Raw genomic sequence first — 23921 nt, forward strand, 5'->3', positions numbered from 1 at the left:
TTCGGGCGGGCTACTTCTCCGGGACGACCTTGAGCACCTGACCCGGTTGCACCGTCTTGTCTGATTGGTTGGCCACCGCGCCGGTCAGTACGTAGAGATTGTCGGCCGAGTCGACAGCGACACCGTGCGAGCTTGCGGGAATCGGTAGCGAGATGGCACTGCCGCCCCCAGCCGGCAATTCGAAGAATCGTCTGCCGAAACCGTCGGCAACGAAGATATTGCCGGCGCTGTCGAAAGCGATCTGGCGAGGCTCCAAGACATCGGGAATGGGCAACGCGGTGGCAGTGGTGGCGCCGGGGGCCAGTTTCAACACCTTGCCGTGGCCGGTGTTTTCGATGCCGGAACTGACGTACACATTGCCGGCTTTGTCGACCGCGATGCCTTTGGGCACGTACAGGTCGCTGAAGGACAGGTCGGTCGGCCGGTTTTCGCCGCGGGCGAGTTTCTTCACCCCGTATTTGAGTTTGAGGTCGGACGACATGATGCCGCCGACCGCATAGACGTTGCCCGCTCCATCGAAGGTGATGGCATCGATCCGCGAGAAGCCGCGGAACTGCAACCGCATCGGGCTGGTTTTGCCGGCCTCCAGGAACCAGACCTGGCTGCCCTCGCTGTAATAAATGTTGCCGGTCTGGTCGACCGCCAGGTCCGTTGCCGAGCGCACATTGACACCCGGAATGTCAACGGCGACAGCGTCCCCGGCGCCGGGCGCCAGCTTGAACAGCATCGTTGGCAAGGAATCGAATGACCCCTCGCCGATCAGAGAAGCCAGCGCGTAGACGTTGCCGGCCCCGTCGACGCCAACGCTTTTCGTCACGCCCAATCCGGGAAACGGCAGCGCGGTGGGCAGTGCGGTGTAGCTGCGCTTGGACGGGGTGGTCGTCGTGGTCGGCGCTGCCGATGTGGATTTGCCCGGGTGGTGAACGAGTTTGGGAATCGCGAAGGCGGCCGCCGCCACCGCCACCACGATCGCTACGACCGCAATCACCGGGCCCAGCCGCCGTCGTCGTGGCTGCGGCGACGGCAGCATCACCGGATGCGTGTGCGGGTAGGACACCGTTCGTCCGGTATTCCATTGTGGCGGTGAAGGGTTGGGTGGCGGGGGCAGCTGGATTGTCTGCGTGGCCGCCGCCGCGAGGGCACCTTGCGCAGCTTCGGCGAGTTCGGCGGCGGTGCGGTACCGGTCATCGGGCTTGTCGGCCAGACCCCTGGCAATGACAGCGTCCAGACCGGCGGGGATGCCCGGCCGCTGCCGGCTCGGCGGTGGTGCCGCAGCGTCCGGCGGGCGCCCGGTCAGGCACTCGTACAGGACCGCGGCCAACGCGGTGATGTCGGCGCGGTAGCTGGCTTCCGTGTTGGTGACCAGTGCGCGGGTGCGCTCCGTGGACGGAGTGGCGCCGGTTGCATCCGCCAGATATGCCGACCCGCCGTCGCCCAGCAGGATGGTGGCCGTCGTGACGTCGCGGTGGACGGTCTTTTGAGCATGGCTGTCGTCGATCACCGCGGCGATACGGCGCACCACCTCGACCGCATGACCCGGATTCAGGGGGCCATGTTGCGCCAGTTGGGTTTTCAGGTCGCTCATCAACCGGCCCCCACGTTGAGCAGTCGGTTGTTCTCGGTCAGGTAGACGGCGCCCGCCGCATCGACGGCAATGCCGCCGAAAGACTGGTTCTCGGGCACGGTGGGTGTTGTCGACGTCATGGCACCGGCGGGGAGCTTCAGGAGTTTGCCCAGGTTGTCGGAGTTGTCGATCACGTAGACGGTCGACTTGGCGTCGACGGCAATGCCTTGTGCCCGGCCGAGCTGAGAGAAGGGCAGCTGCGTGGGGCTGGTTGCGCCGGGTGCCAGTTTCAGGACGCGGCCCATCTGCAGGCCATAGACATTGCCGGCGCCGTCCAGCGCGACGCTCTCGAACAAGCCGGCCCCGAACGGAAGCACCGTGGGGGCGGGCGCGTCGACCGCGAGCCGAAGCACCTGGTCCCGCGCGGTCACGTACACATTGCCGGCGCCGTCGACTGTTAGACCCGAGGGAAGAATCGCCCCGAAGGGCAGTTCGACGGGTGACGTGGCACCTGGGGGAAGTTTCCACACCTGGCCGGTCCCGGGGGTGGACCAGTCGGTGATGTAGAGGTTGCCGGTGGAGTCCACGGCCACGGCCTTGGGCTTGGTGAGCCCGCGAATTGGGATCTCGGTGGGTGCGTTCGAGTTCGCGGCGAGTTTGAACACCTTCTTGCCGCCTGTGTCGACGACGAATACGTTGCCGGCGCCGTCGACTGTCACGCCGCTCAGATCGCCGTATCCGATTGTCGTCAACGGGGTGGCGTTGAGTGGTGGCGCGGCGTTTGCGATCGGGGCGGTCGGCGTAGCTGGGCCGGTCGTGGTGCTGCGGGAGGGCTGAGATGAGTTCGGTGTGCCCGAGACCGCCACCCCGACGGCGGTGATGACGGCAACGGCGCCCATGGCCGCGACGATGAGCGCGACGCGGCGGCCGGACTTTCGCCGGACGGGCGGGGGCCGCTGCAGGGTCGGCGTCGCAGTCGGTGCCGGAGGGCTCCAGGGTTGCGTCGGTGGGGCGGCCTGGGGCGTCCACGACGGGTTGGGCACCGGTGTGCCCAGGGCGCGCTGGGCGGCGGCACCGAGTTCGCCGGCGCTCCGGTAGCGACGCTCGGGTTCCTTGGCCATGCCGCGCGCGATCACCTCGTCGAAACCGACCGGGATCCCGGGCCGTTGCTGACTGGGACGCGGCGGCGGCGAGGTCAGGTGGGCGGCGACCAATGCCGGTATCTCGGTGCGGTTTTCGAAGGGCGAGGCTCCGGTCAGGCATTCGTGGAGCACACAGGCCAGTGCGTAGATGTCGGCGCCGGGTGTGACCTCTCCCGAGGCAAGACGTTCCGGAGCCAGATAGGCGAACGAACCGATGGTGGTGCCTTCGCTGGTGAGTTTGGTGTCGGTGGCGGCGTTGGCCAACCCGAAGTCGACCAGGCAGGCGAAATCGTCTTTGCCGAGCAGGATATTGGCCGGTTTGACGTCCCGGTGGATCACCGTTTCGGCGTGCGCGGCATCCAGCGCGGCCGCGATCTGACGCACGATGTTCACCGAACGCGCCGGGCCGAGCGCGCCGTCGCGCTCCAGCGTGCTTTGCAGGTCGGTGCCATCGATGAGCCGCATGTCGATATAGAGCTGCCCGTCGATCTCGCCACAGCCGTGAATGGGCACCACATGAGGGTCGTGCAGCCGCCCGGCAGTACGGGCCTCCCGGAACAGCCGTTCCCGGAACGCCGGATTGTGAGAGTAGCTGCTGGACAACAGCTTCAGAGCCACCACTCGGTGCATCACGGTGTCTTCGGCCTCATAGACTTCGCCGAACCCGCCGGTGCCGAGCAGTCGCCGCAGTAGGTAAGGCCCGAAGCGGGTGCCGACGCGCGAGCGCGAGGAGTGTCGGATCGTGGGATCGTCGGTCATCGGGGCGGTCCCAGTTCCAGCACCTTGCCGGTCGCGCAGTCGTCCGTGCGATGGCAGTCGACGACAAACAGATCGCCGTCCTTATCCACCGCGATCCCGAGCGGGTAGTTGAGCCCCGGGAAGGCGAGGCGGGTGGCGCTGGTGGCGCCGGCGGCCAATCTGAAAATTCCGTGCCCCTCGAGATCGGAGACATAGACGTTCCCACCCGGGTCCACCGCCACACCGTAAGGCGCCTGGAGGCCGGCGAACGGCAACTCGGTGGGAGTTGCAGCGCCGACGGGCAGCTTGAGCACGCGGCGGTCATCGCTGTCGGCGATGTAGAGGTTGCCATCCTTGTCCACCGCGACGCCTCCCGGCCCGCTCATCGGAACGGTGGGCATCAGCTGGGTCGCGCTGGTCGCCCCCGGGGCCAGCTTCAGCACCTGTTTGAGCGCGTTGTCGGTCAAGTAGACGCTGCCGTCCTTGCCCACCGCCAGACCCGCCGGCCTGCCGACGTGGCCGAACGGCAGCAGGATCGGGCCGCGGGCGCCCGGGGCGAGTTTCCATACGCCGGGCGCGTGAATGTCGGCGAGGTAGACGTTGCCTTCGTTGTCCGCCGCCACGTCCAAGCCGTAGACCTCCCCGAATGCCAATTCGGTGGGAGAGGACTGCGCGGCAGGCAGTTTCAGCACGCGGCCTTCCGGGGAGTGGTTGGTCAACTCGGCGACGTAGACGTTGCCGGCTTCATCGACTGCCACTCCGCGCGGTTTCACCAGGTTGGGGAACTTCAGCACGGTCGGCACCGTCGAGGACGGCCTCGGTGTGCTGGCGGCCGCGGGGCGCGCGCCGTCGTGTCGGTGCACGATCGCGACAATCCCGACGGTGATCGCGACGGCCACCAGGGCGATGGCGGCCACCACAAACACAACGCGATGGCGCCGCTTGCGGTCGGGTGGCTGGGCCCACGGCGGTCGGGGCGCGGACGGCGGGGGGAGAGGTGGCGGCGCATGGGGGATCGGCGGCGCCGGTGCCTCGATGCCCCATTCGCGGGTCGGGGCGGCGGGTTTCAGCACGTTCTCGGCGGCCTGGGCCAATTCGCCGGCGCTGCGGTAGCGCGCGTCGGGATTCTTCGCCATACCTCGTGCAATGACGTCGTCCAGCGCGGCCGGGATGCCGGGGCGCTGCTGGCTGGGTCGCGGTATGGGCGCGGTCAGGTGCGCGGTCATGAGGGCGGAAAGGTCACGGTGCTCCTCGTACGGCGCCTTGCCGGTAAGCAGTTCGTAGAGAACGCACGCGAGCGCGTACACATCGCAGCGGTGATCCACCGGTGCTTCCGAAAGTCGTTCCGGGGCAACGTAATCGAAGGTGCCGACCGCCTTCCCGGTCTTGGTGAGGCGGGCGTCGCCGGCCGCGCTGGCCAGTCCGAAGTCGACCAGGCTGGCGAAGTCGTCACCGGACAGCAGGATGTTTGCCGGTTTGACATCGCGGTGCAGCACCGTTTCGGCGTGCGCGGCATCCAGGGCGGCGGCGACCTGGCGGATCAGCTTCACCGCGCGGGTCGGGTCGAGCGGCCCCTCCCGCTTGAGCAGGGTCTCCAAATCCACGCCCCGGACCAGCCGCATGTCGATGTAGACCTGGCCGTCGATCTCCCCACAGCTGTGAATCGGCAGCACGTGAGGCTCGCGAAGACGTCCGGCGGTACGGGCCTCCCGGAACAGACGCTCGCGGAAGACCGGATCCTGCGAGTAGGTGTTGCTCAGCAACTTGAGCGCGACGACACGGTTCATGGCGGTGTCCTCGGCTTCGTAGACCTCGCCGAACCCACCGCTACCCAACAGTCGGATCAACCGATACGGCCCGAACTGCGAACCCGCCCGATCCTCGACCACTCGCCCCTCCTCTGTTGCTGAGCGTAACGGGAGCGCGAACCATGCCGCGGCGGCCGGGAGCATTGCTCGGGCCCGCGGCGAGCATTGCTCGGGCCCGCGGCGGCCGGCTGCGCCGGCCTTGCGACCCTCGCTAGTCTCAACCGATGGCTTCCGTTGAGTTGACCTCAAACGTCCCGATGGCCCCGCAGGACATGTGGGAGCGTGTGTCGGATCTCTCCGAGCTGGGCGAATGGCTCGTCATGCACGAGGGGTGGCGCAGCGACATCCCCGACGAGATCACGGTGGGAACCGAGATCATCGGCGTGGCGCGATCGAAGGGATTGCGCAACCGGGTGACGTGGACGGTGACCAAGTGGGACCCGCCCCACGAGGTCGCGATGTCGGGGTCGGGCAAAGGCGGAGCAAAGTACGGCGTGACCGTCACCGTCGCGCCCCATGAGGACGGTTCGACCATGGGTCTGCGCCTTGAGCTGGGCGGGCGTGCCTTGTTCGGCCCGGTCGGCTCGGCCGCGGCCCGGGCGGTCAAAGGCGACGTAGAAAAGTCGTTGCAATTGTTCGTCGAGCGCTACGCCTGAACACCTTCGAGACACACTTCGCGACACGCCCGAAAGACGTCGGTGCCCAGTCATAGACTGGCTGCCCTATGAACCAATCGTCGTTCGTGCACCTGCACAACCACACTGAGTACTCGATGCTCGACGGTGCCGCGAAGATCTCGCCGATGCTGGCCGAGGCGCAACGGTTGGAGATGCCCGCAATCGGCATGACCGACCACGGAAACATGTTCGGCGCCAGCGAGTTCTACAACTCAGCCACCAAGGTCGGCATCAAGCCGATCATCGGCGTCGAGGCGTATATCGCTCCCGGCTCGCGATTCGACACCCGTCGCATCACCTGGGGTGATCCCAGCCAGAAGTCCGACGACGTGTCGGGCAGCGGCTCGTACACGCACATGACGATGATGGCCGAGAACGCGACCGGCCTGCGCAACCTGTTCAAGCTGTCGTCGCTGGCTTCCTTCGAAGGCCAGCTCGGCAAGTGGTCGCGCATGGATGCCGAGCTCATCGCCGAACACGCCGAGGGCATCATCGCCACCACCGGTTGCCCGTCGGGGGAGGTGCAGACGCGGCTGCGGCTGGGTCACGAGCGCGAGGCGCTGGAGGCCGCCGCCAAATGGCGGGAGATCTTCGGCGCCGAGAACTTCTTTCTCGAGCTGATGGACCACGGCATCTCCATCGAACACCGGGTCCGCGAAGGCCTGCTGGAAATCGGCCGCAAACTCAGCATCCCGCCGCTGGCCACCAACGACTGTCACTACGTGACCCGCGACGCATCCCATAACCACGAGGCGCTGCTGTGCGTGCAGACCGGCAAGACGCTCTCGGACCCCAACCGGTTCAAGTTCGACGGCGACGGCTACTACCTCAAGTCGGCCGCCGAGATGCGTCAGCTCTGGGACAGCCAGGTTCCCGGAGCGTGCGACTCCACCCTGCTGATCGGCGAGCGGGTCCAGTCCTACGCCGACGTGTGGACCCCGCGCGACCGGATGCCCATCTTCCCGGTGCCCGACGGGCACGACCAGGGGTCGTGGCTGCACCACGAGGTGATGGCGGGCCTGGCGCGGCGCTTTCCCGACGGCGTCGGCCAGGACTACATCGACCGTGCCGAGTACGAGATCAAGGTCATCTGCGACAAGGGTTTTCCGGCGTACTTCCTGATCGTGGCCGATTTGATCAACCACGCACGCTCGGTCGACATCCGGGTGGGGCCGGGGCGTGGCTCGGCTGCGGGCTCCCTGGTGGCTTACGCGATGGGTATCACCAACATCGATCCCATTCCGCACGGCCTGCTGTTCGAGCGATTCCTCAACCCCGAGCGCCCGTCGGCCCCAGACATCGACATCGACTTCGACGACCGTCGCCGCGGTGAAATGGTGCGCTACGCCGCCGACAAGTGGGGGCAGGACCGGGTTGCCCAGGTCATCACCTTCGGCACGATCAAAACGAAAGCCGCGCTGAAGGATTCGGCGCGCATCCACTACGGCCAGCCCGGCTTCGCGATCGCCGACCGGATCACCAAGGCGTTGCCGCCGCCGATCATGGCCAAGGACATTCCGTTGTCCGGCATCACCGACCCGGCCCACGAGCGGTTCAAGGAGGCCGCGGAAGTGCGCGGCCTGATCGAAACCGATCCCGACGTGCGCACGATCTATCAGACCGCGCGGGGCCTGGAGGGCCTGATCCGCAACGCCGGTGTGCATGCGTGTGCGGTCATCATGAGCAGCGAGCCGCTCACCGAGGCCATCCCGTTGTGGAGGCGGCCGCAGGACGGCGCCATCATCACCGGCTGGGATTACCCGTCGTGTGAGGCCATCGGCCTGCTGAAGATGGACTTCCTGGGGCTGCGCAACCTGACGATTATCGGCGACGCGCTGGAGAACATCAAAGCCAACCGGGGAATCGACCTCGACCTGGAATCGGTTCCGCTGGACGACAAACCCACCTACGAGCTACTGGGCCGCGGCGATACCTTAGGTGTGTTCCAGCTCGACGGTGGCCCGATGCGAGATCTGCTGCGCCGCATGCAGCCCACCGAATTCAACGACATCGTCGCTGTGTTGGCGTTGTACCGCCCCGGGCCGATGGGCATGAACGCCCACAACGACTATGCCGACCGCAAGAACGGCCGGCAGGCGATCAAGCCGATCCACCCGGAGCTCGAGGAGCCGCTGCGCGAGATCCTCTCGGAGACTTACGGTCTGATCGTCTACCAAGAGCAGATCATGTTCATCGCCCAGAAGGTCGCCTCCTACACGATGGGCAAGGCCGACGCGCTGCGCAAGGCCATGGGCAAGAAGAAGCTCGAGGTGCTCGAAGCCGAGTACAAGGGTTTCTACGAGGGCATGACCACCAACGGCTTCTCCGAAAAAGCCGTGAAAGCGTTGTGGGACACCATTCTTCCGTTCGCCGGTTACGCATTCAACAAGTCGCACGCCGCCGGATACGGCCTGGTCTCCTACTGGACGGCGTACCTGAAGGCCAACTATCCGGCCGAATACATGGCGGGCCTGCTCACCTCCGTCGGTGACGACAAGGACAAGGCCGCGGTCTATCTGGCCGACTGCCGCAAGCTGGGGATCACCGTGCTGCCGCCCGACGTGAACGAGTCGCTGGTGAACTTCGCCTCGGTCGGCAAGGACATCCGCTTCGGGTTGGGCGCGGTACGCAATGTCGGTGCCAACGTCGTCGGCTCGCTGATCAAGACCCGCAACGAGAAGGGCAAGTTCACCGACTTCTCGGATTACCTGAACAAGATCGACATCTCGGCCTGCAACAAGAAGGTCACCGAGTCGTTGATCAAGGCCGGTGCTTTCGACTCGCTCAAGCACGCTCGCAAGGGCCTGTTCCTGGTGCACACCGACGCCGTCGATTCGGTGCTGGGCACCAAGAAGGCCGAAGCGATGGGCCAGTTCGACCTGTTCGGCGGCGACGACGGGTGCACCGAAGCGGTCTTCACCATCAAGGTGCCCGACGACGAGTGGGAAGACAAACACAAACTCGCCCTGGAACGCGAGATGCTGGGTCTCTACGTCTCCGGGCATCCACTCAACGGGGTGGCGCACCTTCTGGCCACACAAGTCGACACCGCGATCCCGGCGATCCTCGACGGCGATGTCGCCAACGAGACCCAGGTGCGGGTGGGTGGCATCCTCGCCTCAGTGAACCGGCGGGTCAACAAGAACGGAATGCCCTGGGCTTCAGCGCAATTGGAAGACCTGACCGGTGGCATCGAGGTGATGTTCTTCCCCCACACGTATTCGAACTACGGGGCCGAGATTGCTGACGACGTGGTCGTGCTGGTCAACGCCAAGGTTGCCATCCGTGATGACCGCATCAGCCTGATCGCCAACGAGCTTGTGGTGCCGGACTTCTCCAACGCCCAGCCAAATCGGCCGCTGGCGGTCAGTCTGCCCACCCGGCAGTGCACCATTGACAAGGTGACCGCTCTCAAGCAGGTGCTGGCGCGCCATCCGGGCACCTCGCAGGTGCATCTGCGACTCATCAGCGGCGACCGGATCACCACGCTGGAACTGGATCAGTCACTGCGGGTGACGCCGTCGCCGGCGTTGATGGGCGATCTCAAGGAGTTGCTCGGCCCGGGGTGTTTGGGCAGCTGAATGTGCGGCTGGCTTCACGTTCGGCAGCGACTGTGCGGCCAGCCTCACACTCGATAAGACCGCTAAGCCGGGTCTACCCGGACGATGGCGCTGTCGGCCCAGACGCCGCGGTCGCGGGCGCGCCGCAGCTTCTCCCGCAGCCCGAGGTCGCGGTGCACATTCGTCACGCCCGGAATCTTCAGTAGCGGCACAATATTCCACTGCCATCCGTAACGCCGGTGCAGCAGTCGGTTGGCGCGCTGTGCGTCGGCGCCGGTCAAAACTGTGGCGCGGCCGGGCGACCAGTCCGTGGCACCCCGGCCGCGATAGTCGCAGACGGCAAGTTCGACGTCGGGGCGGGCACTGAGGCGCTTGGTCTTGGGTCCGACCTTGGTTCGGAACACCACCGCGTCGCCGTCGAACGCGAACCAGATCGGGGTGTCGGCAGGCGTGCCGTCGCGGCGGAACGACCTCAGCAGTGCGTACCGCGAGGTGCCCAGTTTCTGGAGTGTGTGCATGGCTCACAGTCAACGACTTAGAGTTGACTCGAAGTCAAGACTGGGAGGTGCCAATGCGGCTGACCATCGGAGAGGTGGCCCGCCAAGCCGGGATCGCGGCAACCACGCTGCGCTACTACGAGCAGATCGGCCTGATCCCGGCGCCCGCCCGACAAGGCGGCCAGCGTCGCTATGACGATGCGGTGCTTGCTCGACTGGAGGTGATCCGGCTGTGCAAGTCCGCGGGATTCGCGTTGGAGGAGATCCAGCTGCTGTTCGCTGACGATGTGCCGGGGCGCCCCGCCAGTCGCGCGCTCGCGCAGGCCAAGCTCGCCGAAATTGACGCACACATGGCATCGTTGGCGCGGGCGCGAGAGGTCATCGAGTGGGGGATGCGCTGCACCTGTCCGTCAATTGACGCGTGCACGTGCGGCATTCACCAGGCGTTGCCCGCCGCCAAACCCTAGAACCGGTAGCGCAGGATCCGGGCCTTGCGGGCACCGGCCTCGAATTTCCCGGATGCCTTGGTAGCAACCCGGATCCACTTCGGAAAGAGCTCCACCTCGGGAGCGTGCGCCAAGCTGGCCGCCTCGACGAGCGTCAACCGGGGGTTCCACGTCTCGGGTACCCGCGCATCCTTGAAGCCGGCATATCCCCATTGATTCCCGACGCTGCTGAACATTTTCTGCGGTGCCAGCTTTACGGCGAGTCGACTGAACCAGCCAATCCGGCCGTAGTCGTTGAACGCGATTTCACCCGACTCGAAATACTCGGAAATTCGTCGGAAGACGCCGACAATCACCGACTCGGTCAAGAAAGCGAACAGCCCGTCGGCGATCAATATCGTCGGCCGGTCGGTGGGGATGGTCGCAGGCCAGTCGTGGTCGGCCACCGACGCCGCGACCGAATGCGCGTGTTTGCTGGGTGGCAGCACCCGGTCGCGCAGCGCGATCACGCCCGGCAGGTCGAGGCTGTACCAGTCGACGGTAGCGGGCGGCTTAACCCGCAGCGGACCCGAGTCCACTCCGGCGCCGAGGTCGACGACCACGGCGTCGGGATGCTCGGCGGTGAATGCCCGCACCCGGTCGTCGAGCATCTTGGCGCGCAGCGCCGATTGGCACACCACGCTGGCGGTCACTCCGAGTCCGGCGAAGTCGTAGTCGATCATGCCGACCACCCGGTCGGCCAGCGCATCGCCGAGAATTGGCCGCGCCCAACGACTGTCCAACGCCCGCGCATATTCGGTGAGGAGCGCCGTCTGCTCCAGCGGCGAGAGACTGCTGACGTCAATACCCGTGTTCCGCCCCATAAGCGCCAACGTACGCCCGGTCCTGTGTTCCGTGGGCCGTGAGTTCGGACGTAGGCTCAGCGATGAGAAGCGATCTGGTGCCTTCCTACATGCCAACGGGAGCGGGAAATGAGCCCAACCGAACGTCCGCGAACCATGTGTGAGGCCTTTCAGCGCACCGCGGTCGTCGACCCGGACGCGGTGGCGCTGCGCACCGCAGGGGGCGCCAGGGAGCTCACGTGGCGCGACTACGCCGAGCAGGTGCGCAAGGTCGCCGCCGGCCTCACCGGCCTGGGGGTTCGCCGCGGCGACACCGTTTCGCTGATGATGGCCAACCGCGTCGAGTTCTACCCCCTTGAGATCGGCGCGCAACATGTTGGGGCCACGTCGTTTTCGGTGTACAACACCCTGCCGGCCGAGCAGCTGACCTACGTCTTCGGCAACGCCGGCACCAGGGTGGTGATGTGTGAAGAACAGTATGTGGACCGGATTTTGGCCAGCGGCGCCGCGATCGAGCACATCATCTGTATCGACGGCAACCCCGCGGGCACGCTGTCGGTCGAGGACCTGTACGCGGCCGCGCCGCTGGACTTCGACTTCGAATCGACCTGGCGGGCCGTGCGACCCGACGACGTCGTCACGCTGATCTACACCTCCGGTACCACTGGAAACCCCAAGGGCGTGGAGATGACTCACAACAACCTGCTCTTTGAGGGGTACGCGCTGGACAGCGTGCTGGGAGTCGAGCGCGGCGACCGCGTCACCTCATTTCTGCCTTCGGCCCACATCGCCGACCGGATGACCGGCTTGTACTCCCAGGAGATGTTCGGCATCCAGGTCACCGTGGTCCCCGATGTCCGCACGATCGCAGCCGTGCTGCCCGACGTCCGGCCCACGGTCTGGGGCGCGGTGCCGCGCGTGTGGGAAAAGCTCAGAGCAGGAATCGAATTCGCAGTAAGCCACGAGCCCGATGAAGCCAAGCGGCAGGCCCTGCAGTGGGCGATGTCGGTGGCGGCCAAGCGCGCGGCCGCAGAGTTGGCCAGGCAGCCGATGTCCGGCGAACTGGCGGAAGAATGGGCCACGGCGGATGAGTTGGTGTTGTCCAAGCTGCGTGAACGGATGGGGTTCGGCGAGCTGCGCTGGGCGGTCTCGGGCGCGGCGCCGATCCCCAGGGAGACGCTGGCGTTCTTCCTGGGCATCGGCATCCCGATCTCGGAGGTGTGGGGGATGTCCGAGCTGAGCTGCGTTGCCACCGCGAGTCATCCGCGCGACGTCAAGCTGGGCACCGTCGGCAAGCTGCTGCCTGGACTCGAGGGCCGGATCGCCGACGACGGCGAATACCTGGTCCGCGGGCCACTGGTGATGAAGGGCTACCGCAAAGAGCCGGCCAAGACCGCGGAAGCGATCGACGAGGACGGCTGGCTGCACACCGGCGACATCTTCGACGTCGACGACGAGGGTTACCTGCGGGTGGTCGACCGCAAGAAGGAGTTGATCATCAACGCGGCCGGAAAGAACATGTCCCCGGCCAACATCGAGAACACCATCGTCGCCGCCTGCCGGATGGTCGGCGTCATGATCGCCATCGGCGACGGCCGGCCCTATAACACCGCGCTGATGGTCTTCGACGCGGACTCGGTCGGCCCGTATGCGGCCCAGCGAGGGCTCGATCCCTCCCCGGAGGCCCTGGCGTCGCATCCTGACGTGATCGCGGAGATCGCGGCGGGCGTGGCCGAGGGGAACCGCAAGTTGTCGCGGGTGGAGCAGATCAAGCGGTTTCGCATCCTGCCGGCGTTGTGGGAGCCCGGCGGTGACGAGATCACGCTGACCATGAAGCTCAAACGCAAGCCGATCCACGCCAAGTATGCCGCCGATATTGAGGAGCTCTACGTGAGTGAACCCGGACCGCACGTCCACGAACCACGCGCCTACGAGCCGAGCGCCGCACCGGCGCCGCAGCCGGCATAGGGAGGGGCGATGACGGCACGGGAGGTCGGTCGCAGCGGAGTCCGAAAGCTCTTGCAGCGCACCGGATTAGTTGACGAGTCGACGACGGCGTTGGGCACCGATCCGCAAGCGGTGACCCAGCTGCTGGATGCGGACTGGTTCGGTGAGCGGCTCGAGGCGCTGGCCGGGGAACTCGGGCGCGACCCCGAGAGCGTGCGGGTGGAGGCCGCGGGTTATCTGCGCGAGATTGCGGCGTCGCTGGACGAACGCGCGGTTCAGGCCTGGCGGGGATTCAGCCGGTGGCTGATGCGGGCGTATGACGTGCTGGTCGACGAGGACCAGATCGCGCAGTTGCGGTCGCTGGACCGCAAGGCAACGCTGGCGTTCGCGTTCTCGCACCGGTCCTATCTGGACGGGATGCTGTTACCCGAGGAGATCGCCGCCAACCGCCTGTCGTCGGCATTCACCTTCGGCGGGGCCAATCTGAACTTCTTCCCGATGGGTGGCTTGGCCAAGCGCACCGGGACGATCTTCATCCGTCGGCAGACCAAGGACATTCCCGTCTACCGGTTCGTGTTGCGCGCCTACACCGCTCAACTGGTGCAGAACCACACCAACCTCACCTGGTCGATCGAAGGTGGGCGCACCCGCACCGGAAAACTGCGTCCGCCGGTGTTCGGCATCCTGCGCTACCTCACCGATGCCGTCGACGAAATCGACGGGCCCGAAGTGTATTTGGTGCCGACATCGATCGTCTACGACCAGCTGCACGAGGTGGAGGCGATGACCACCGAGGCCTACGGGGCGACCAAACGACCGGAGGACCTGCGGTTCCTGGTCCGGCTGTCCCGGCAGCAGGGGGAGCGGCTGGGCCGGGCTTACCTCGATTTCGGTGAGCCACTTCCGCTGCGCAAACGCCTGGAGGAATTGCGGGCCGACCCGTCGGGAACCGAGACGGTGGTCGAACGCATCGCTTTGGACGTCGAGCACCGGATCAACCGCGCCACCCCGGTGACGCCGACCGCGGTGGTGAGCCTGGCGTTGCTGGGAGCCGACCGCTCGTTGTCAATCAGCGAGGTGCTGTCGACTGTCAGCCCGCTGGCCAGATACATCAACGCCCGTAACTGGGCGGTGGCCGGGGCGGCGGATCTGACGAACCGCTCGACGATCCGCTGGACCCTGCACCAGATGGTGAACTCCGGGGTGGTGAGCGTCTACGACGCCGGCACCGAAGCGGTCTGGGGGATCGGCGCCGATCAGCATCTGGTCGCGGCGTTCTACCGCAACACCGCCATCCACATCCTGGTCGATCGGGCCATTGCGGAGCTGGCGTTGCTGGCGGCCTCGGAGAGCGCCGAGAGCTCCGGGGACGGCTTCGTGTCCCCGGCGGCCGTCCGGGACGAGGCGCTCGGCCTGCGCGAATTGCTGAAATTCGAGTTCCTGTTCTCGGCGCGCGCCCAGTTCGAGCGGGAGCTCGCCGACGAGGTCAAGCTGATCGGGCCGGTGGAGGACACGTCCAAGGAGGTCATCGCGGCCGACGTCCGGAAACTGCTGGAGTCGGCGGATCTGCTGCTGGCGCATCTGGTGCTGCGGCCGTTCCTGGACGCCTACCACATCGTGGCCGACCGGCTGGCGGCTCTCGAGGACGAGGCGCTGGACGAGGACGCGTTTCTCACCGAGTGTCTGGAGGTGGGCAAGCAGTGGGAACTGCAGCGCCGGATCGCCAACGCCGAGTCACGGTCGATGGAGCTGTTCAAGACCGCGCTGCGGCTCGCCCGGCACCGCGAGCTCGTCGACGGTGCCGACCAGGCCGACATTGCGAAGCGGCGCCGGGAGTTCGCTGACGAGATCGCGACGGCGTCCCGGCGGGTCAATGTGATCGCGGAGCTGGCGCGGCGCCAGGAATAGCAGCTGAGACGCTGCTCCCGGCGGCATGGCACCATTAACCGGTGTCCGCCGAACTGAGCCAGAACCCTCGCGAGTTGCCGCTGTGCGCGGCTGACATCGACGGTGCGGCCAAGCGAATTGCTCCGGTGGTCACCCCGACGCCCCTGCAGTACAGCGACCGGCTGTCGGAGATCACCGGCGCGAACGTCTACCTCAAGCGCGAGGACCTGCAGGTGGTGCGGTCCTACAAGCTGCGCGGCGCCTACAACCTGCTGGTCCAGCTTTCCGATGAGGAGCTGGCCGCCGGCGTGGTGTGTTCCTCGGCGGGCAATCATGCCCAGGGCTTCGCCTACGCGTGCCGTTCGCTGGGCGTGCACGGCCGCGTCTATGTGCCGGCCAAGACCCCCAAGCAGAAGCGCGACCGCATCCGCTATCACGGCCGTGAGTTCATCGAGCTGATCGTGGGCGGTTCGACGTACGACCTGGCCGCCGCCGCTGCCCGCGATGACGTCGAGCGCACCGGCGCCACCCTGGTGCCGCCCTACGACGACCTGCGCACCATGGCCGGTCAGGGCACCATCGCCGTCGAAATACTGGACGCCCTGGGTGACGAACCGGACCTGGTGGTGGTGCCCGTCGGCGGCGGCGGCTGCATCGCGGGCATCACCAGCTACCTGGCCGAACAGACATCGAATACCGCCGTGCTGGGTATCGAGCCGGCCGGGGCCGCCGCGATGATGGCCGCGCTGGCAGCCGGCGAACCGGTGACTCTGGAGCACGTGGATCAGTTCGTCGACGGCGCCGCCGTGGCGCGGGCGGGAACGCTGCCCTATGCCGCGCTGGCCGCCGCCGGTGACATGGTGTCGATCACCACGGTCGACGAGGGCGCGGTGTGCACCGCGATGCTCGACCTCTACCAGAACGAGGGCATCATCGCCGAACCCGCCGGCGCGTTGTCCGTGGCGGGTTTGCTGGAAGCCGATGTCGAACCCGGCTCCACCGTGGTGTGCCTGATTTCCGGCGGCAACAACGACGTGTCCCGCTACGGCGAGGTGCTGGAGCGTTCGCTGGTCCATTTGGGCCTCAAGCACTATTTTCTGGTCGACTTTCCGCAGGAGCCGGGTGCGCTGCGGCGGTTCCTCGACGAGGTGCTCGGTCCCAACGACGACATCACCCTGTTCGAGTACGTCAAGCGCAACAACCGGGAGACCGGAGAGGCGCTCGTCGGGATTCAACTGGGATCGGCCGCGGACCTGGACGGGCTGCTGGCCCGGATGCGGGCGACCGAGATGCACGTCGAGACGCTGCTGCCCGGGTCGCCGGCCTACCGCTACCTGCTGCTCTGAGTTCTGTCGGCCGCGAGTGTGCGCGTAATGCCGGTGCCAGCGGCGTGTCGCTGTACGCGAGTGCACGCTCGGCGATTGTCGGGGGTTCGCCTGGGCCGCGAGTGTGCGCATAATGCCGGTGCCAGCGGCGTGTCGCTGTACCGGGGCGCACGTTCGGCCACGCTTAGCGTAGGTATGACGGCAGCGGGGTAGCGGGATCCAGATCGGAATCCGCAACCGCCGCGCCGGCGGTCAACCGCAGCGGCACCACGCCGGCCCAGTACGGCAGCGACAGGTCTTCGGCGTCATCGGCCACCCCGCCTTCGCGGACCTTCGCCGAGACTTCGTTCAGGTCCAGCGCCAGCACAGCAGTGGCGGCGAGTTCGCGCGCATTCGGCGCTCGGCAGTCGTCGGCCCGCCCGGCCCGGATGTGGTCCACCACCGCATGCAGCGCCCGCTGCTTCTCGGCGGCGTCCTCCACAATGCGAGCGGTGCCGACGGCGACGACGGAGCGGTAGTTCATCGAGTGGTGCATCGCCGATCGGGCCAGCACCAGTCCGTCGACCAGGGTGACGGTGACGCAGATCGGCATGCCGGATAACCGGGCCGCCAACATGGGTCCGCTGCCCGACGACCCGTGGATGTAGAGCGTCTCGTCGATGCGGGTGTGGATGGTCGGTAGCACCACCGGCCGGCCGTCACGGACGAAGCCGAGATGGCAGATCAACGACTCGTCCAGGATCCGGTGGACGGTCTCGCGGTCGTAGTGCGCCCGTTCCCGGTAGCGGGTCGGCGTGGTGCGTTCGGTGGGCTGGTACGCCGTGTTCATCAGCTTGCCTTCACTATTGTTCTAGTACATAATTGAAACCGTGCCAGTACAATACAACATATCCGGCACCGGTGCCGAGTCAATAGCCGCCAGCGTCGAGGAGGGCATCTCCCAAGGAGCCCTGGCGCCGGGTGATCCACTGCCGTCGATCCGGGAGGTTGCGGCCCAACTCGGGGTCAACGCCAACACGGTGGCCGCCGCGTACCGTTTGTTGCGCGATCGCGGAGCGGTCGAGACGGCGGGCCGACGCGGTACCAGGGTGCGCAACCGGCCGGCGACCACCCCGCGGTCGTTGCTCGGGGTCGCAGTTCCCGAGGGAGCCCGCGACTTGTCGACGGGTAATCCGGATCCCGCGCTGTTGCCCATCGCCACCGCGCAGTTGGCCCCGGCCCGGCAGGACCGGCCGCTGCTTTACGGGCAGTCCGCGATGTCGGCCGAGTTGGTCGAGCGCGCCCGCGCGGACCTGGGTGCCGACGGGGTGCCTGCTGAGCATCTCGCGGTGACCAGCGGTGCGCTCGACGGAATCGAGCGAGTGCTCAGTGCCCACCTGCGACCGGGCGACCGCGTCGCGGTCGAGGATCCGGGTTGGGCTAACCTGCTCGATCTGGTTGCGGCGCTGGGCCTTTCGCCGGAACCGGTGAAGGTCGACGACGACGGGCCGGTGGTGCTCAGCATGGCGCGGGCGCTGCGGCGCGGAGTGAAGGCCGTCATCGTCACCACGCGCGCGCAGAACCCGACCGGGGCGGCGTTGTCCAAGGACCGCGCCAAGGCGCTGCGCAGCCTGTTGGCCGGCAAGACGAGCGACGTGCTGGTCATCGAGGACGACCACTGCGCGAGGATCTCCGGTGTGCCGCTGCACACCCTGGCCGGGGCGACGCGACGCTGGGCTTTCGTCCGGTCGGTGTCCAAGGCCTACGGTCCGGATCTGCGGCTGGCCGTGCTGGCCGGAGATCGCCGGACCGTCGAGCGGGTGCATGGACGATTGCGGCTGGGGCCGGGGTGGGTCAGCCGGATGCTGCAGGATCTCGCCGTGCGGATGTGGTCCGACGATGCGGCGACCGAACTGGTCCACCAGGCCCGAGGGCGCTATGCGAAGAACCGCAAGGCGTTGCGTGACGCGCTTGCTGAGCGGGACGTGGTCGCGCACGGCCGGTCCGGGCTGAACGTCTGGGTTCCGGTGCCCGACGAGACGGTCGCCATCACCCGACTGCTCAACGCGGGCTGGGCGGCTGCGCCGGGAACGCGGTTCCGGATGGACACTCCGCCGGGCATGCGGATCACGATTGCCGATCTGCAGGACGACGAGATCGAACCATTGGCCGAGGCCGTCGCGGAGGCCATCCATGGCACCGGGCCCGCCAGCGTGTGAGCTAGCTGGTGGTGAGCAACCAGATGAAGACGAACGTGTAGATGGCGAAATGGATGACCGACAGCGCCAGGCCGGCGATCGCCGTCACCCGACCGGGGACGTTGGCCTTGTCGGTCTGATGCAGCGCGTGAATTCCGAACGGGATCGTGACGAGCCAGCACGGGATGAAGACAACGACGTACTGCAGGACGCCCAATACCGCGCTCATCACCGCGAGGCCGCTGATCTTGGGGCCGGTAGCACGCTTGACTGCGAGGGTGGGGGCTGCCAACTGCGGGGCGATCGTCGTCATGTGCACAGCGTCGGGCATGGCGCTTGAAGGATTCTTGGAGCCTTCGGATGGCGAGCGGCTGGTGAGCAGACGCAAAATCACCTCGGAGCGTACGCTCCCGGGTGATTTTGCGTCTGCTCGCGCGGGGGAGGTGAGGCCCGCCGACTATCGTCTGGATCCGTGATCGTGCTGCTACCGCCGTCGGAGACGAAGCGCGCGGGAGGCGACGGCCCATCCCTGCAACTCAGCGTCCTGAACTTCCCGGAACTGAATCCACTGCGGTCAGCGCTGGTGGGGGAGCTCGTCGATCTTGCGGCGGACCCGCTGGCGAGCATGTCGGCACTGGGCGTGTCGGCCAAGCAGGTCGCCGAGATCGAGCGCAATGCGGCACTGCAAGTGGCACCCACACTGCCGGCCATCCGCCGCTACACCGGGGTCCTCTATGACGCGCTGGATATCGACTCGCTGCGCGGGGCGGAGGCCAGGCGCGCTTCGGCGCGGTTGTTCGTCGCGTCGGCCCTGTTCGGGCTGCTTCGCGCCGACGATCAGGTGCCCGCGTATCGCCTCTCCGCGACATCGAAACTCCCCGGCAGACCCACGCTGGCCGCGCGCTGGCGTCCCCTACTGGAGCCGTTGCTCGCAGAACTGGCCGAAAATCACCTGATCGTCGATCTCCGCTCGGGTTCGTACGTCGGGCTGGGCGGAGCCCCCGGCGCCGTCGGCGTCAATGTGCTCGCCGAGTACCCCGATGGCCGGCGGTCGGTGGTCACCCATTTCAACAAGGCGCACAAGGGTCGGCTGGCCCGTGCTCTCGCTGTCACCCGCGCGGAGCCCGCCGATGCGGCCGCGGTCGCTGCCGTCGCCCGCAGGGCCGGTCTGCGGATTGAGCGCGCCGGAAATGATCTGACCGTCGTCGTTTCCGCGGCAGCTGACCCGCTGAGCAGACGCAAACTCACCCAAAACGGGCCGGATTAGTGCGAGTTCGCGTCTGCTCGCGCAACACGGAGGATCGTAAACGAGTGGCCGGGGAGCTGGGTCGCTTTACCCACCTCCGGCGCGTCCCAGGGCAGCACCAGCTCACCGGTGATCGGCACGGATACCGCGTCGGCGCCGAGATTGCACGCGATCGCCAGACTCCCGCGGCGCAGCACGATCCAGCGTTGATCCTCGTCGTAGTCGACGACGAGGTGGTCCAGCCACGGGTCGGCGAAGTCGGGCTCGTTGTGCCGCAGCTGGATCAGCTCCCGGTACACCGCCAGCAGCCGGGCGTGCTCGCCGCCCAGGATCTCATCCCATCTCAGCTTGGAACGCTCGAACGTCTGCGGGTCCTGGGGGTCCGGGATCTCGTCGGCGTCCCAGCCGTGCTCGGCGAATTCGGCTTTGCGCCCATCCCGGGTGGCCTGGGCCAGCTCGGGTTCTGGGTGAGAACTGAAGAACTGGAACGGGGTGGATGCTCCCCATTCCTCGCCCATGAAAAGCATTGCCGTATAGGGAGATCCAATCACCAGTGCGGCTTTCACCGCCAACTGACCCGGGGTCAGGTTCTGCGACGGACGGTCCCCGAGCGCGCGATTGCCGACCTGGTCGTGCGTGCACGTGTAGGCCAGTAGCCTGGTCGCCGGAATCCCGGTTTCCTCGGTGGTGTCCAGCGGTCGCCCGTGCCTGCGCCGCCGGAACGACGAATACGTGCCGGCATGGAAGAAGCCGTGCCGCAACGTCTGAGCCAGCGTGCCCACGGAGCCGAAGTCGCCGTAATAGCCCTGCCGCTCGCCTGACACCGCGGTGTGGATCGCGTGATGGATGTCGTCGGCCCACTGCGCGGTGAGGCCGTAACCGCCGTGGTCCCGCGGGGTGATCAGGCGCGGATCGTTCAGGTCACTTTCGGCGATCAGAGCCAGCGGGCGGCCCAACTGCCTTGACAACCAGTCTGTTTCGGTGGCGAGTTCCTCGAGCAGGTGTACCGCGGTCAGGTCCACCAGCGCGTGCACCGCGTCCAGGCGCAGGCCGTCGGCGTGGAAGTCGCGCATCCACCGCAGCGCACATCCGATGATGTAGCGGCGCACCTCGTCGGAGTCTGCGTCGGCGATGTTGATGCCTTCGCCCCACGGGTTGCTGGCCAAGGACAGATACGGCGCGAATTTCGGCAGATAGTTGCCGGACGGGCCGAGGTGGTTGAACACCGCGTCGATCAGCACCCCCAGACCGCGGGCGTGGCAGGCGTCGACCAGCCTGACCAGCCCGTCGGGACCGCCGTAGGGCTCGTGCACGCTGTACCACAGGACGCCGTCGTAGCCCCAGCCGTAGGTGCCGGCAAAGGAGTTCACCGGCATCAACTCGACGAAGTCGACGCCGAGATCCACCAGGTAGTCCAGTTTTTCGATGGCGGAGTCGAAAGTGCCCTCGGCTGTGAAGGTGCCGACGTGCAGTTCGTAGATGACCGCGCCCTCGACGGACCGACCGGCCCAGTCGCCATCGGTCCAGGCCGCTGCCGACGGGTCCCAGAGCTGGGAGCGTTCGTGCACGCCGTCGGGCTGCCGGGGGGACCGCGGGTCGGGCAGCACGGTGGAGTCGTCGTCGAGCAGGAAGCCGTAGCGGGCATCCGCCGGTGCGTCGACATCGGCGTGCCACCAGCCGTCGTCGGAGCGGATCATGTCGTGCACCGCCCCGTCGACATCAAGCCGCACCAGCCCGGGTTTCGGTGCCCACACTTTGAATTCAGTCATCAAGACGCTCCAGCAGCACCACGGGCAACTCTCCGAACAGTTGGGCGGCCGACGTCGGCCCGCTGGCCATGGCGCCGGTCAACCGGTCGGTCCACGACCCGTCCGGCAATGGCAACACGGTGTCACCCCAGCCGGTGTCGGCAAGCGCTACCGTCCAGCGGGTCACCGCCACCAGGATGCCGGGACCGCGGCGGAACGCGACGATGTGGTCGGCGGCCTGACCGGCGGCGAGCACCGGCACGGAGTCGCCGTGCAGGAAGCAGTCCGGCCGCGAGCGCCGCAGTCGAAGCGCCGTGGTGACCACCCGAATCTTGGGGTGCTGCAGGTCTTTCAGCGCGCTGCGCCGGCTCGCATAGTCGACCTCGCGGCGGTTGTCCGGGTCGACCAGGCTGTCGTCCCACAACTCGGTGCCCTGGTACACGTCGGGGATGCCCGGCACGGTCAGAGCCAGCAGCTTCTGGCCCAGCGCGTCGCTGGCGGCGTGCGGGTTGAGCTGGCCGACGAGTTTGGTGAGTTCACCGGCCACCGGCCCATCCAGCACTGAGTCCAGCCAGCCGTGCACGGCGCCTTCGAACTCCTGGTCCGGGTCGTTCCACGACGTGTGCCAGGCCGCCTCCCGGATCGCTTTCTCGGCGTAGGAATGCAGCCGGTCGCGCAACTCCCCGGTGACCTCGCCGCTCACCGGCCAGACGCCGAAGATGTTCTGCCACAGGAACTGTCCGGTCGCGGGATCGGGGGAGGGGGCATGGTTCTCCCACCTGCCGACGAATTCCGCCCACAGCGACGGCACCTGCGACAGCACTCCGATCCGGGCGCGCACATCCTCGCCGCGCTTGGTGTCGTGTGTGGTCAGCGTGGTCATGGCGGCCGGCCACAGCCGTGCCCGGGTGGCCGAACTCTGATGGAATTCGGCGGCCCCGACGCCGAACCGGTGCGGCTCACCACCGACCTCGTTGAGCGACACCAGGCGGGCGTCGCGGTAGAACAGGCAGTCTTCGACCGCCTTGGCCGTCACCGCGCCGCACAGTTGCTGCAGGCGGGTTGCGGGCTGACCGCCGTGGGCCAGCGCCGCGGCCACCACGGCCAGCGCGGGCCCCAATTCCGGTTGCGCCGCCTGGGTTTTCGCCAGTGCGGTGGACAGGATCGCCGACAGTGACTGGTAGTCGCTGCGGTAGACATCGATGTGGGTCAGCAGTGCGGCCACCGCGTCGGGCAACAGCGGATCATCGGCACCCGCGGTCGCTACGATGCTGCGCCGCAACCGGGCCAACTCGCTGCCCAAGGTGTCGGTCGCGGCACGAATCTTGAGCTGCGCCAGCATATCCGGCATCGCGCCGTAGTCCACACCCGCGGACTCCAGGAGTTCGGTGAGCGCGGCTTCACCCCTCGGGTCGACGAAAAGTCCGCCCACCTCCCGCAGCACGTCGTAGCCGGTGGTTCCGGCCACCGGCAGGGTGGGCTCCAGCGCCTCGTCGACGGCCAGGATCTTTTCGATCACAATCCACGCGTCGGGTCCGACCAACTCGCGCAGCCAGATCAAATAGCTTGCCGGGTCGGCCAATCCGTCGGGATGGTCGATCCGCACGCCGTCGACGATGCTCTCGCTGAACCAGCGGGCGACTTCGGCGTGGCTGGCGTCGAAAACGCTACGGTCCTCCTGGCGCAACCCGGCCAGCGAGGTGATCGAGAAGAACCGGCGATATCCCACGACGCCGTTGCGCCAGCCCACCAGCCGGTAGTGCTGACGTTCGTGCACCTCAGGCCCGGTGCCGTCGCCGGTGCCAGGGGCGATCGGAAGCGCCAGATCCCCCAGTCGCAACAGGTCGCCGTCCACCGTCAGATCGGCCGCGTCGTCATCGGAACCCAGCAACGGCAACACGATTCGGCCCGCATCGTCCAACGTCCAGTCGATGTCGAAGAAGCCGGCGTATTCCGAATCCCGCCCGTGCCGCAGTACGTCCCACCACCACGCGTTCTGCTGGGGCTGGTCGATTCCGACGTGATTGGGCACCACGTCGATCACCACGCCCATGCCGCGGGCGCGCGCCGCCGCCGACAACCGGGCCAGCCCCTCGGGCCCGCCGAGATCGGAGGACACCGTCGTCGGGTCGGTGACGTCGTAACCGTGCGACGATCCGCCGACGGCGGTCAGGACGGGGGACAGGTAGACATGGGACACCCCGAGCTCATCGAGGTAGTCCAGCAGGTTTTCAGCGTCGCCGAGGGTGAACGCGAAGCCACTGGACGCGCCGCGTAGCTGCAACCGGTAGGTTGCCGAGACCGGAAAAGGCATATG

At 67.1% G+C, this 23921-nt stretch carries 17 protein-coding genes; 8 read left to right on the forward strand and 9 right to left on the reverse strand.

Annotated elements, in window-relative coordinates:
- Positions 1–10: 10 nt before the first annotated feature.
- The 3 genes from AO501_RS02415 to AO501_RS02425 are packed head-to-tail and all read right to left on the reverse strand — an operon-like array spanning position 11 to position 5333.
- Positions 11–1585 carry a hypothetical protein gene (locus AO501_RS02415; RefSeq protein ID WP_055576208.1) on the reverse strand — a complete coding sequence of 525 codons (1575 nt, stop codon included), beginning with the start codon at positions 1583–1585 and terminating at the stop codon, positions 11–13.
- The gene (locus tag AO501_RS39975; RefSeq protein WP_055576209.1) at positions 1585–3465 is read right to left on the reverse strand and encodes a serine/threonine-protein kinase; all 1881 of its coding nucleotides are present in this window, start codon (positions 3463–3465) and stop codon (positions 1585–1587) included. The genes AO501_RS02415 and AO501_RS39975 overlap by 1 nt, the downstream gene beginning before the upstream one ends.
- Positions 3462–5333, reverse strand: coding sequence for a serine/threonine-protein kinase PknD (locus AO501_RS02425; protein ID WP_055576210.1), 1872 nt, complete (start codon positions 5331–5333; stop codon positions 3462–3464). Before AO501_RS02425 ends, AO501_RS39975 begins: the two co-directional genes overlap by 4 nt.
- Positions 5334–5476: 143 nt before the next feature.
- On the opposite strand from AO501_RS02425, the gene AO501_RS02430 reads away from it, so the two are divergent.
- Both AO501_RS02430 and dnaE read left to right on the forward strand, forming a co-directional pair.
- Positions 5477–5908 carry an SRPBCC family protein gene (locus AO501_RS02430; protein WP_055576211.1) on the forward strand — a complete coding sequence of 144 codons (432 nt, stop codon included), beginning with the start codon at positions 5477–5479 and terminating at the stop codon, positions 5906–5908.
- 68 nt (positions 5909–5976) lie between these two features.
- Positions 5977–9510: a DNA polymerase III subunit alpha gene (dnaE, locus tag AO501_RS02435; protein WP_055576212.1), complete on the forward strand. Its 3534-nt coding sequence runs from the start codon at positions 5977–5979 to the stop codon at positions 9508–9510.
- Between the two features lie 62 nt (positions 9511–9572).
- On the opposite strand, the gene AO501_RS02440 is transcribed toward dnaE, so the two are convergent.
- Positions 9573–10007, reverse strand: a complete 435-nt coding sequence (locus AO501_RS02440; RefSeq protein ID WP_055576213.1) for a PPOX class F420-dependent oxidoreductase — start codon at positions 10005–10007, stop codon at positions 9573–9575.
- Positions 10008–10060: 53 nt separating this feature from the next.
- On the opposite strand from AO501_RS02440, the gene AO501_RS02445 reads away from it, so the two are divergent.
- Positions 10061–10453 carry a MerR family transcriptional regulator gene (locus AO501_RS02445; protein WP_055576214.1) on the forward strand — a complete coding sequence of 131 codons (393 nt, stop codon included), beginning with the start codon at positions 10061–10063 and terminating at the stop codon, positions 10451–10453.
- On the opposite strand, the gene AO501_RS02450 is transcribed toward AO501_RS02445, so the two are convergent.
- Entirely contained in the window at positions 10450–11295 is an 846-nt protein-coding gene (locus tag AO501_RS02450) for a class I SAM-dependent methyltransferase (RefSeq protein ID WP_055576215.1), read from the reverse strand. The two genes, AO501_RS02445 and AO501_RS02450, sit on opposite strands and share 4 nt — an antisense overlap.
- A gap of 108 nt (positions 11296–11403) precedes the next feature.
- Between AO501_RS02450 and fadD11 the strand changes: the two genes are divergently transcribed.
- From fadD11 to ilvA, 3 genes are read left to right on the forward strand one after another with little or no spacing between them, the layout of a single operon-like run.
- Positions 11404–13242 (forward strand): fatty acid--CoA ligase FadD11, encoded by a 1839-nt coding sequence (gene fadD11, locus AO501_RS02455; protein WP_055576216.1) that lies wholly within the window; start codon positions 11404–11406, stop codon positions 13240–13242.
- Positions 13243–13251: 9 nt separating this feature from the next.
- Positions 13252–15129 (forward strand): lysophospholipid acyltransferase, encoded by a 1878-nt coding sequence (locus AO501_RS02460; protein WP_055576217.1) that lies wholly within the window; start codon positions 13252–13254, stop codon positions 15127–15129.
- A gap of 41 nt (positions 15130–15170) precedes the next feature.
- Complete coding sequence (ilvA, locus tag AO501_RS02465; protein WP_055576218.1) at positions 15171–16454, forward strand: threonine ammonia-lyase; 1284 nt, start codon at positions 15171–15173, stop codon at positions 16452–16454.
- 163 nt (positions 16455–16617) lie between these two features.
- Here ilvA and AO501_RS02470 read toward each other — a convergent pair whose 3' ends face one another.
- Positions 16618–17262 carry a pyridoxamine 5'-phosphate oxidase family protein gene (locus AO501_RS02470; protein WP_055576219.1) on the reverse strand — a complete coding sequence of 215 codons (645 nt, stop codon included), beginning with the start codon at positions 17260–17262 and terminating at the stop codon, positions 16618–16620.
- Between the two features lie 40 nt (positions 17263–17302).
- Between AO501_RS02470 and AO501_RS02475 the strand changes: the two genes are divergently transcribed.
- The gene (locus AO501_RS02475) at positions 17303–18631 is read left to right on the forward strand and encodes an aminotransferase class I/II-fold pyridoxal phosphate-dependent enzyme (protein ID WP_055576220.1); all 1329 of its coding nucleotides are present in this window, start codon (positions 17303–17305) and stop codon (positions 18629–18631) included.
- A 1-nt stretch (position 18632) separates the two neighbouring features.
- Here AO501_RS02475 and AO501_RS02480 read toward each other — a convergent pair whose 3' ends face one another.
- Positions 18633–18923, reverse strand: a complete 291-nt coding sequence (locus tag AO501_RS02480; RefSeq protein ID WP_197419745.1) for a DUF4190 domain-containing protein — start codon at positions 18921–18923, stop codon at positions 18633–18635.
- A 159-nt stretch (positions 18924–19082) separates the two neighbouring features.
- Here AO501_RS02480 and yaaA point away from each other — a divergent pair, with 159 nt between their 5' ends.
- Positions 19083–19877: a peroxide stress protein YaaA gene (gene yaaA / locus AO501_RS02485; RefSeq protein WP_055576222.1), complete on the forward strand. Its 795-nt coding sequence runs from the start codon at positions 19083–19085 to the stop codon at positions 19875–19877.
- On the opposite strand, the gene treZ is transcribed toward yaaA, so the two are convergent.
- Entirely contained in the window at positions 19874–21625 is a 1752-nt protein-coding gene (gene treZ / locus AO501_RS02490) for a malto-oligosyltrehalose trehalohydrolase (protein ID WP_055576223.1), read from the reverse strand. The genes yaaA and treZ overlap by 4 nt on opposite strands.
- Complete coding sequence (gene treY / locus AO501_RS02495) at positions 21618–23918, reverse strand: malto-oligosyltrehalose synthase (RefSeq protein WP_055576224.1); 2301 nt, start codon at positions 23916–23918, stop codon at positions 21618–21620. The genes treZ and treY overlap by 8 nt, the downstream gene beginning before the upstream one ends.
- Positions 23919–23921 lie beyond the last annotated feature (3 nt).

This window comes from Mycobacterium gordonae (assembly GCF_001417955.2).
Taxonomy (GTDB): Bacteria; Actinomycetota; Actinomycetes; order Mycobacteriales; family Mycobacteriaceae; genus Mycobacterium; species Mycobacterium gordonae_B.

Coding starts and splice junctions, on each gene's coding strand:
- AO501_RS02415 (WP_055576208.1), bottom strand. CDS start 1,585: ATGAGCGACCTGAAAACCCAACTGGCGCAACATGGCCCCCTGAATCCG.
- AO501_RS39975 (WP_055576209.1), bottom strand. CDS start 3,465: ATGACCGACGATCCCACGATCCGACACTCCTCGCGCTCGCGCGTCGGC.
- AO501_RS02430 (WP_055576211.1), top strand. CDS start 5,477: ATGGCTTCCGTTGAGTTGACCTCAAACGTCCCGATGGCCCCGCAGGAC.
- dnaE (WP_055576212.1), top strand. CDS start 5,977: ATGAACCAATCGTCGTTCGTGCACCTGCACAACCACACTGAGTACTCG.
- AO501_RS02440 (WP_055576213.1), bottom strand. CDS start 10,007: ATGCACACACTCCAGAAACTGGGCACCTCGCGGTACGCACTGCTGAGG.
- AO501_RS02445 (WP_055576214.1), top strand. CDS start 10,061: ATGCGGCTGACCATCGGAGAGGTGGCCCGCCAAGCCGGGATCGCGGCA.
- AO501_RS02450 (WP_055576215.1), bottom strand. CDS start 11,295: ATGGGGCGGAACACGGGTATTGACGTCAGCAGTCTCTCGCCGCTGGAG.
- fadD11 (WP_055576216.1), top strand. CDS start 11,404: ATGAGCCCAACCGAACGTCCGCGAACCATGTGTGAGGCCTTTCAGCGC.
- AO501_RS02460 (WP_055576217.1), top strand. CDS start 13,252: ATGACGGCACGGGAGGTCGGTCGCAGCGGAGTCCGAAAGCTCTTGCAG.
- AO501_RS02470 (WP_055576219.1), bottom strand. CDS start 17,262: ATGAACACGGCGTACCAGCCCACCGAACGCACCACGCCGACCCGCTAC.
- AO501_RS02480 (WP_197419745.1), bottom strand. CDS start 18,923: ATGACGACGATCGCCCCGCAGTTGGCAGCCCCCACCCTCGCAGTCAAG.
- treZ (WP_055576223.1), bottom strand. CDS start 21,625: ATGACTGAATTCAAAGTGTGGGCACCGAAACCCGGGCTGGTGCGGCTT.
- treY (WP_055576224.1), bottom strand. CDS start 23,918: ATGCCTTTTCCGGTCTCGGCAACCTACCGGTTGCAGCTACGCGGCGCG.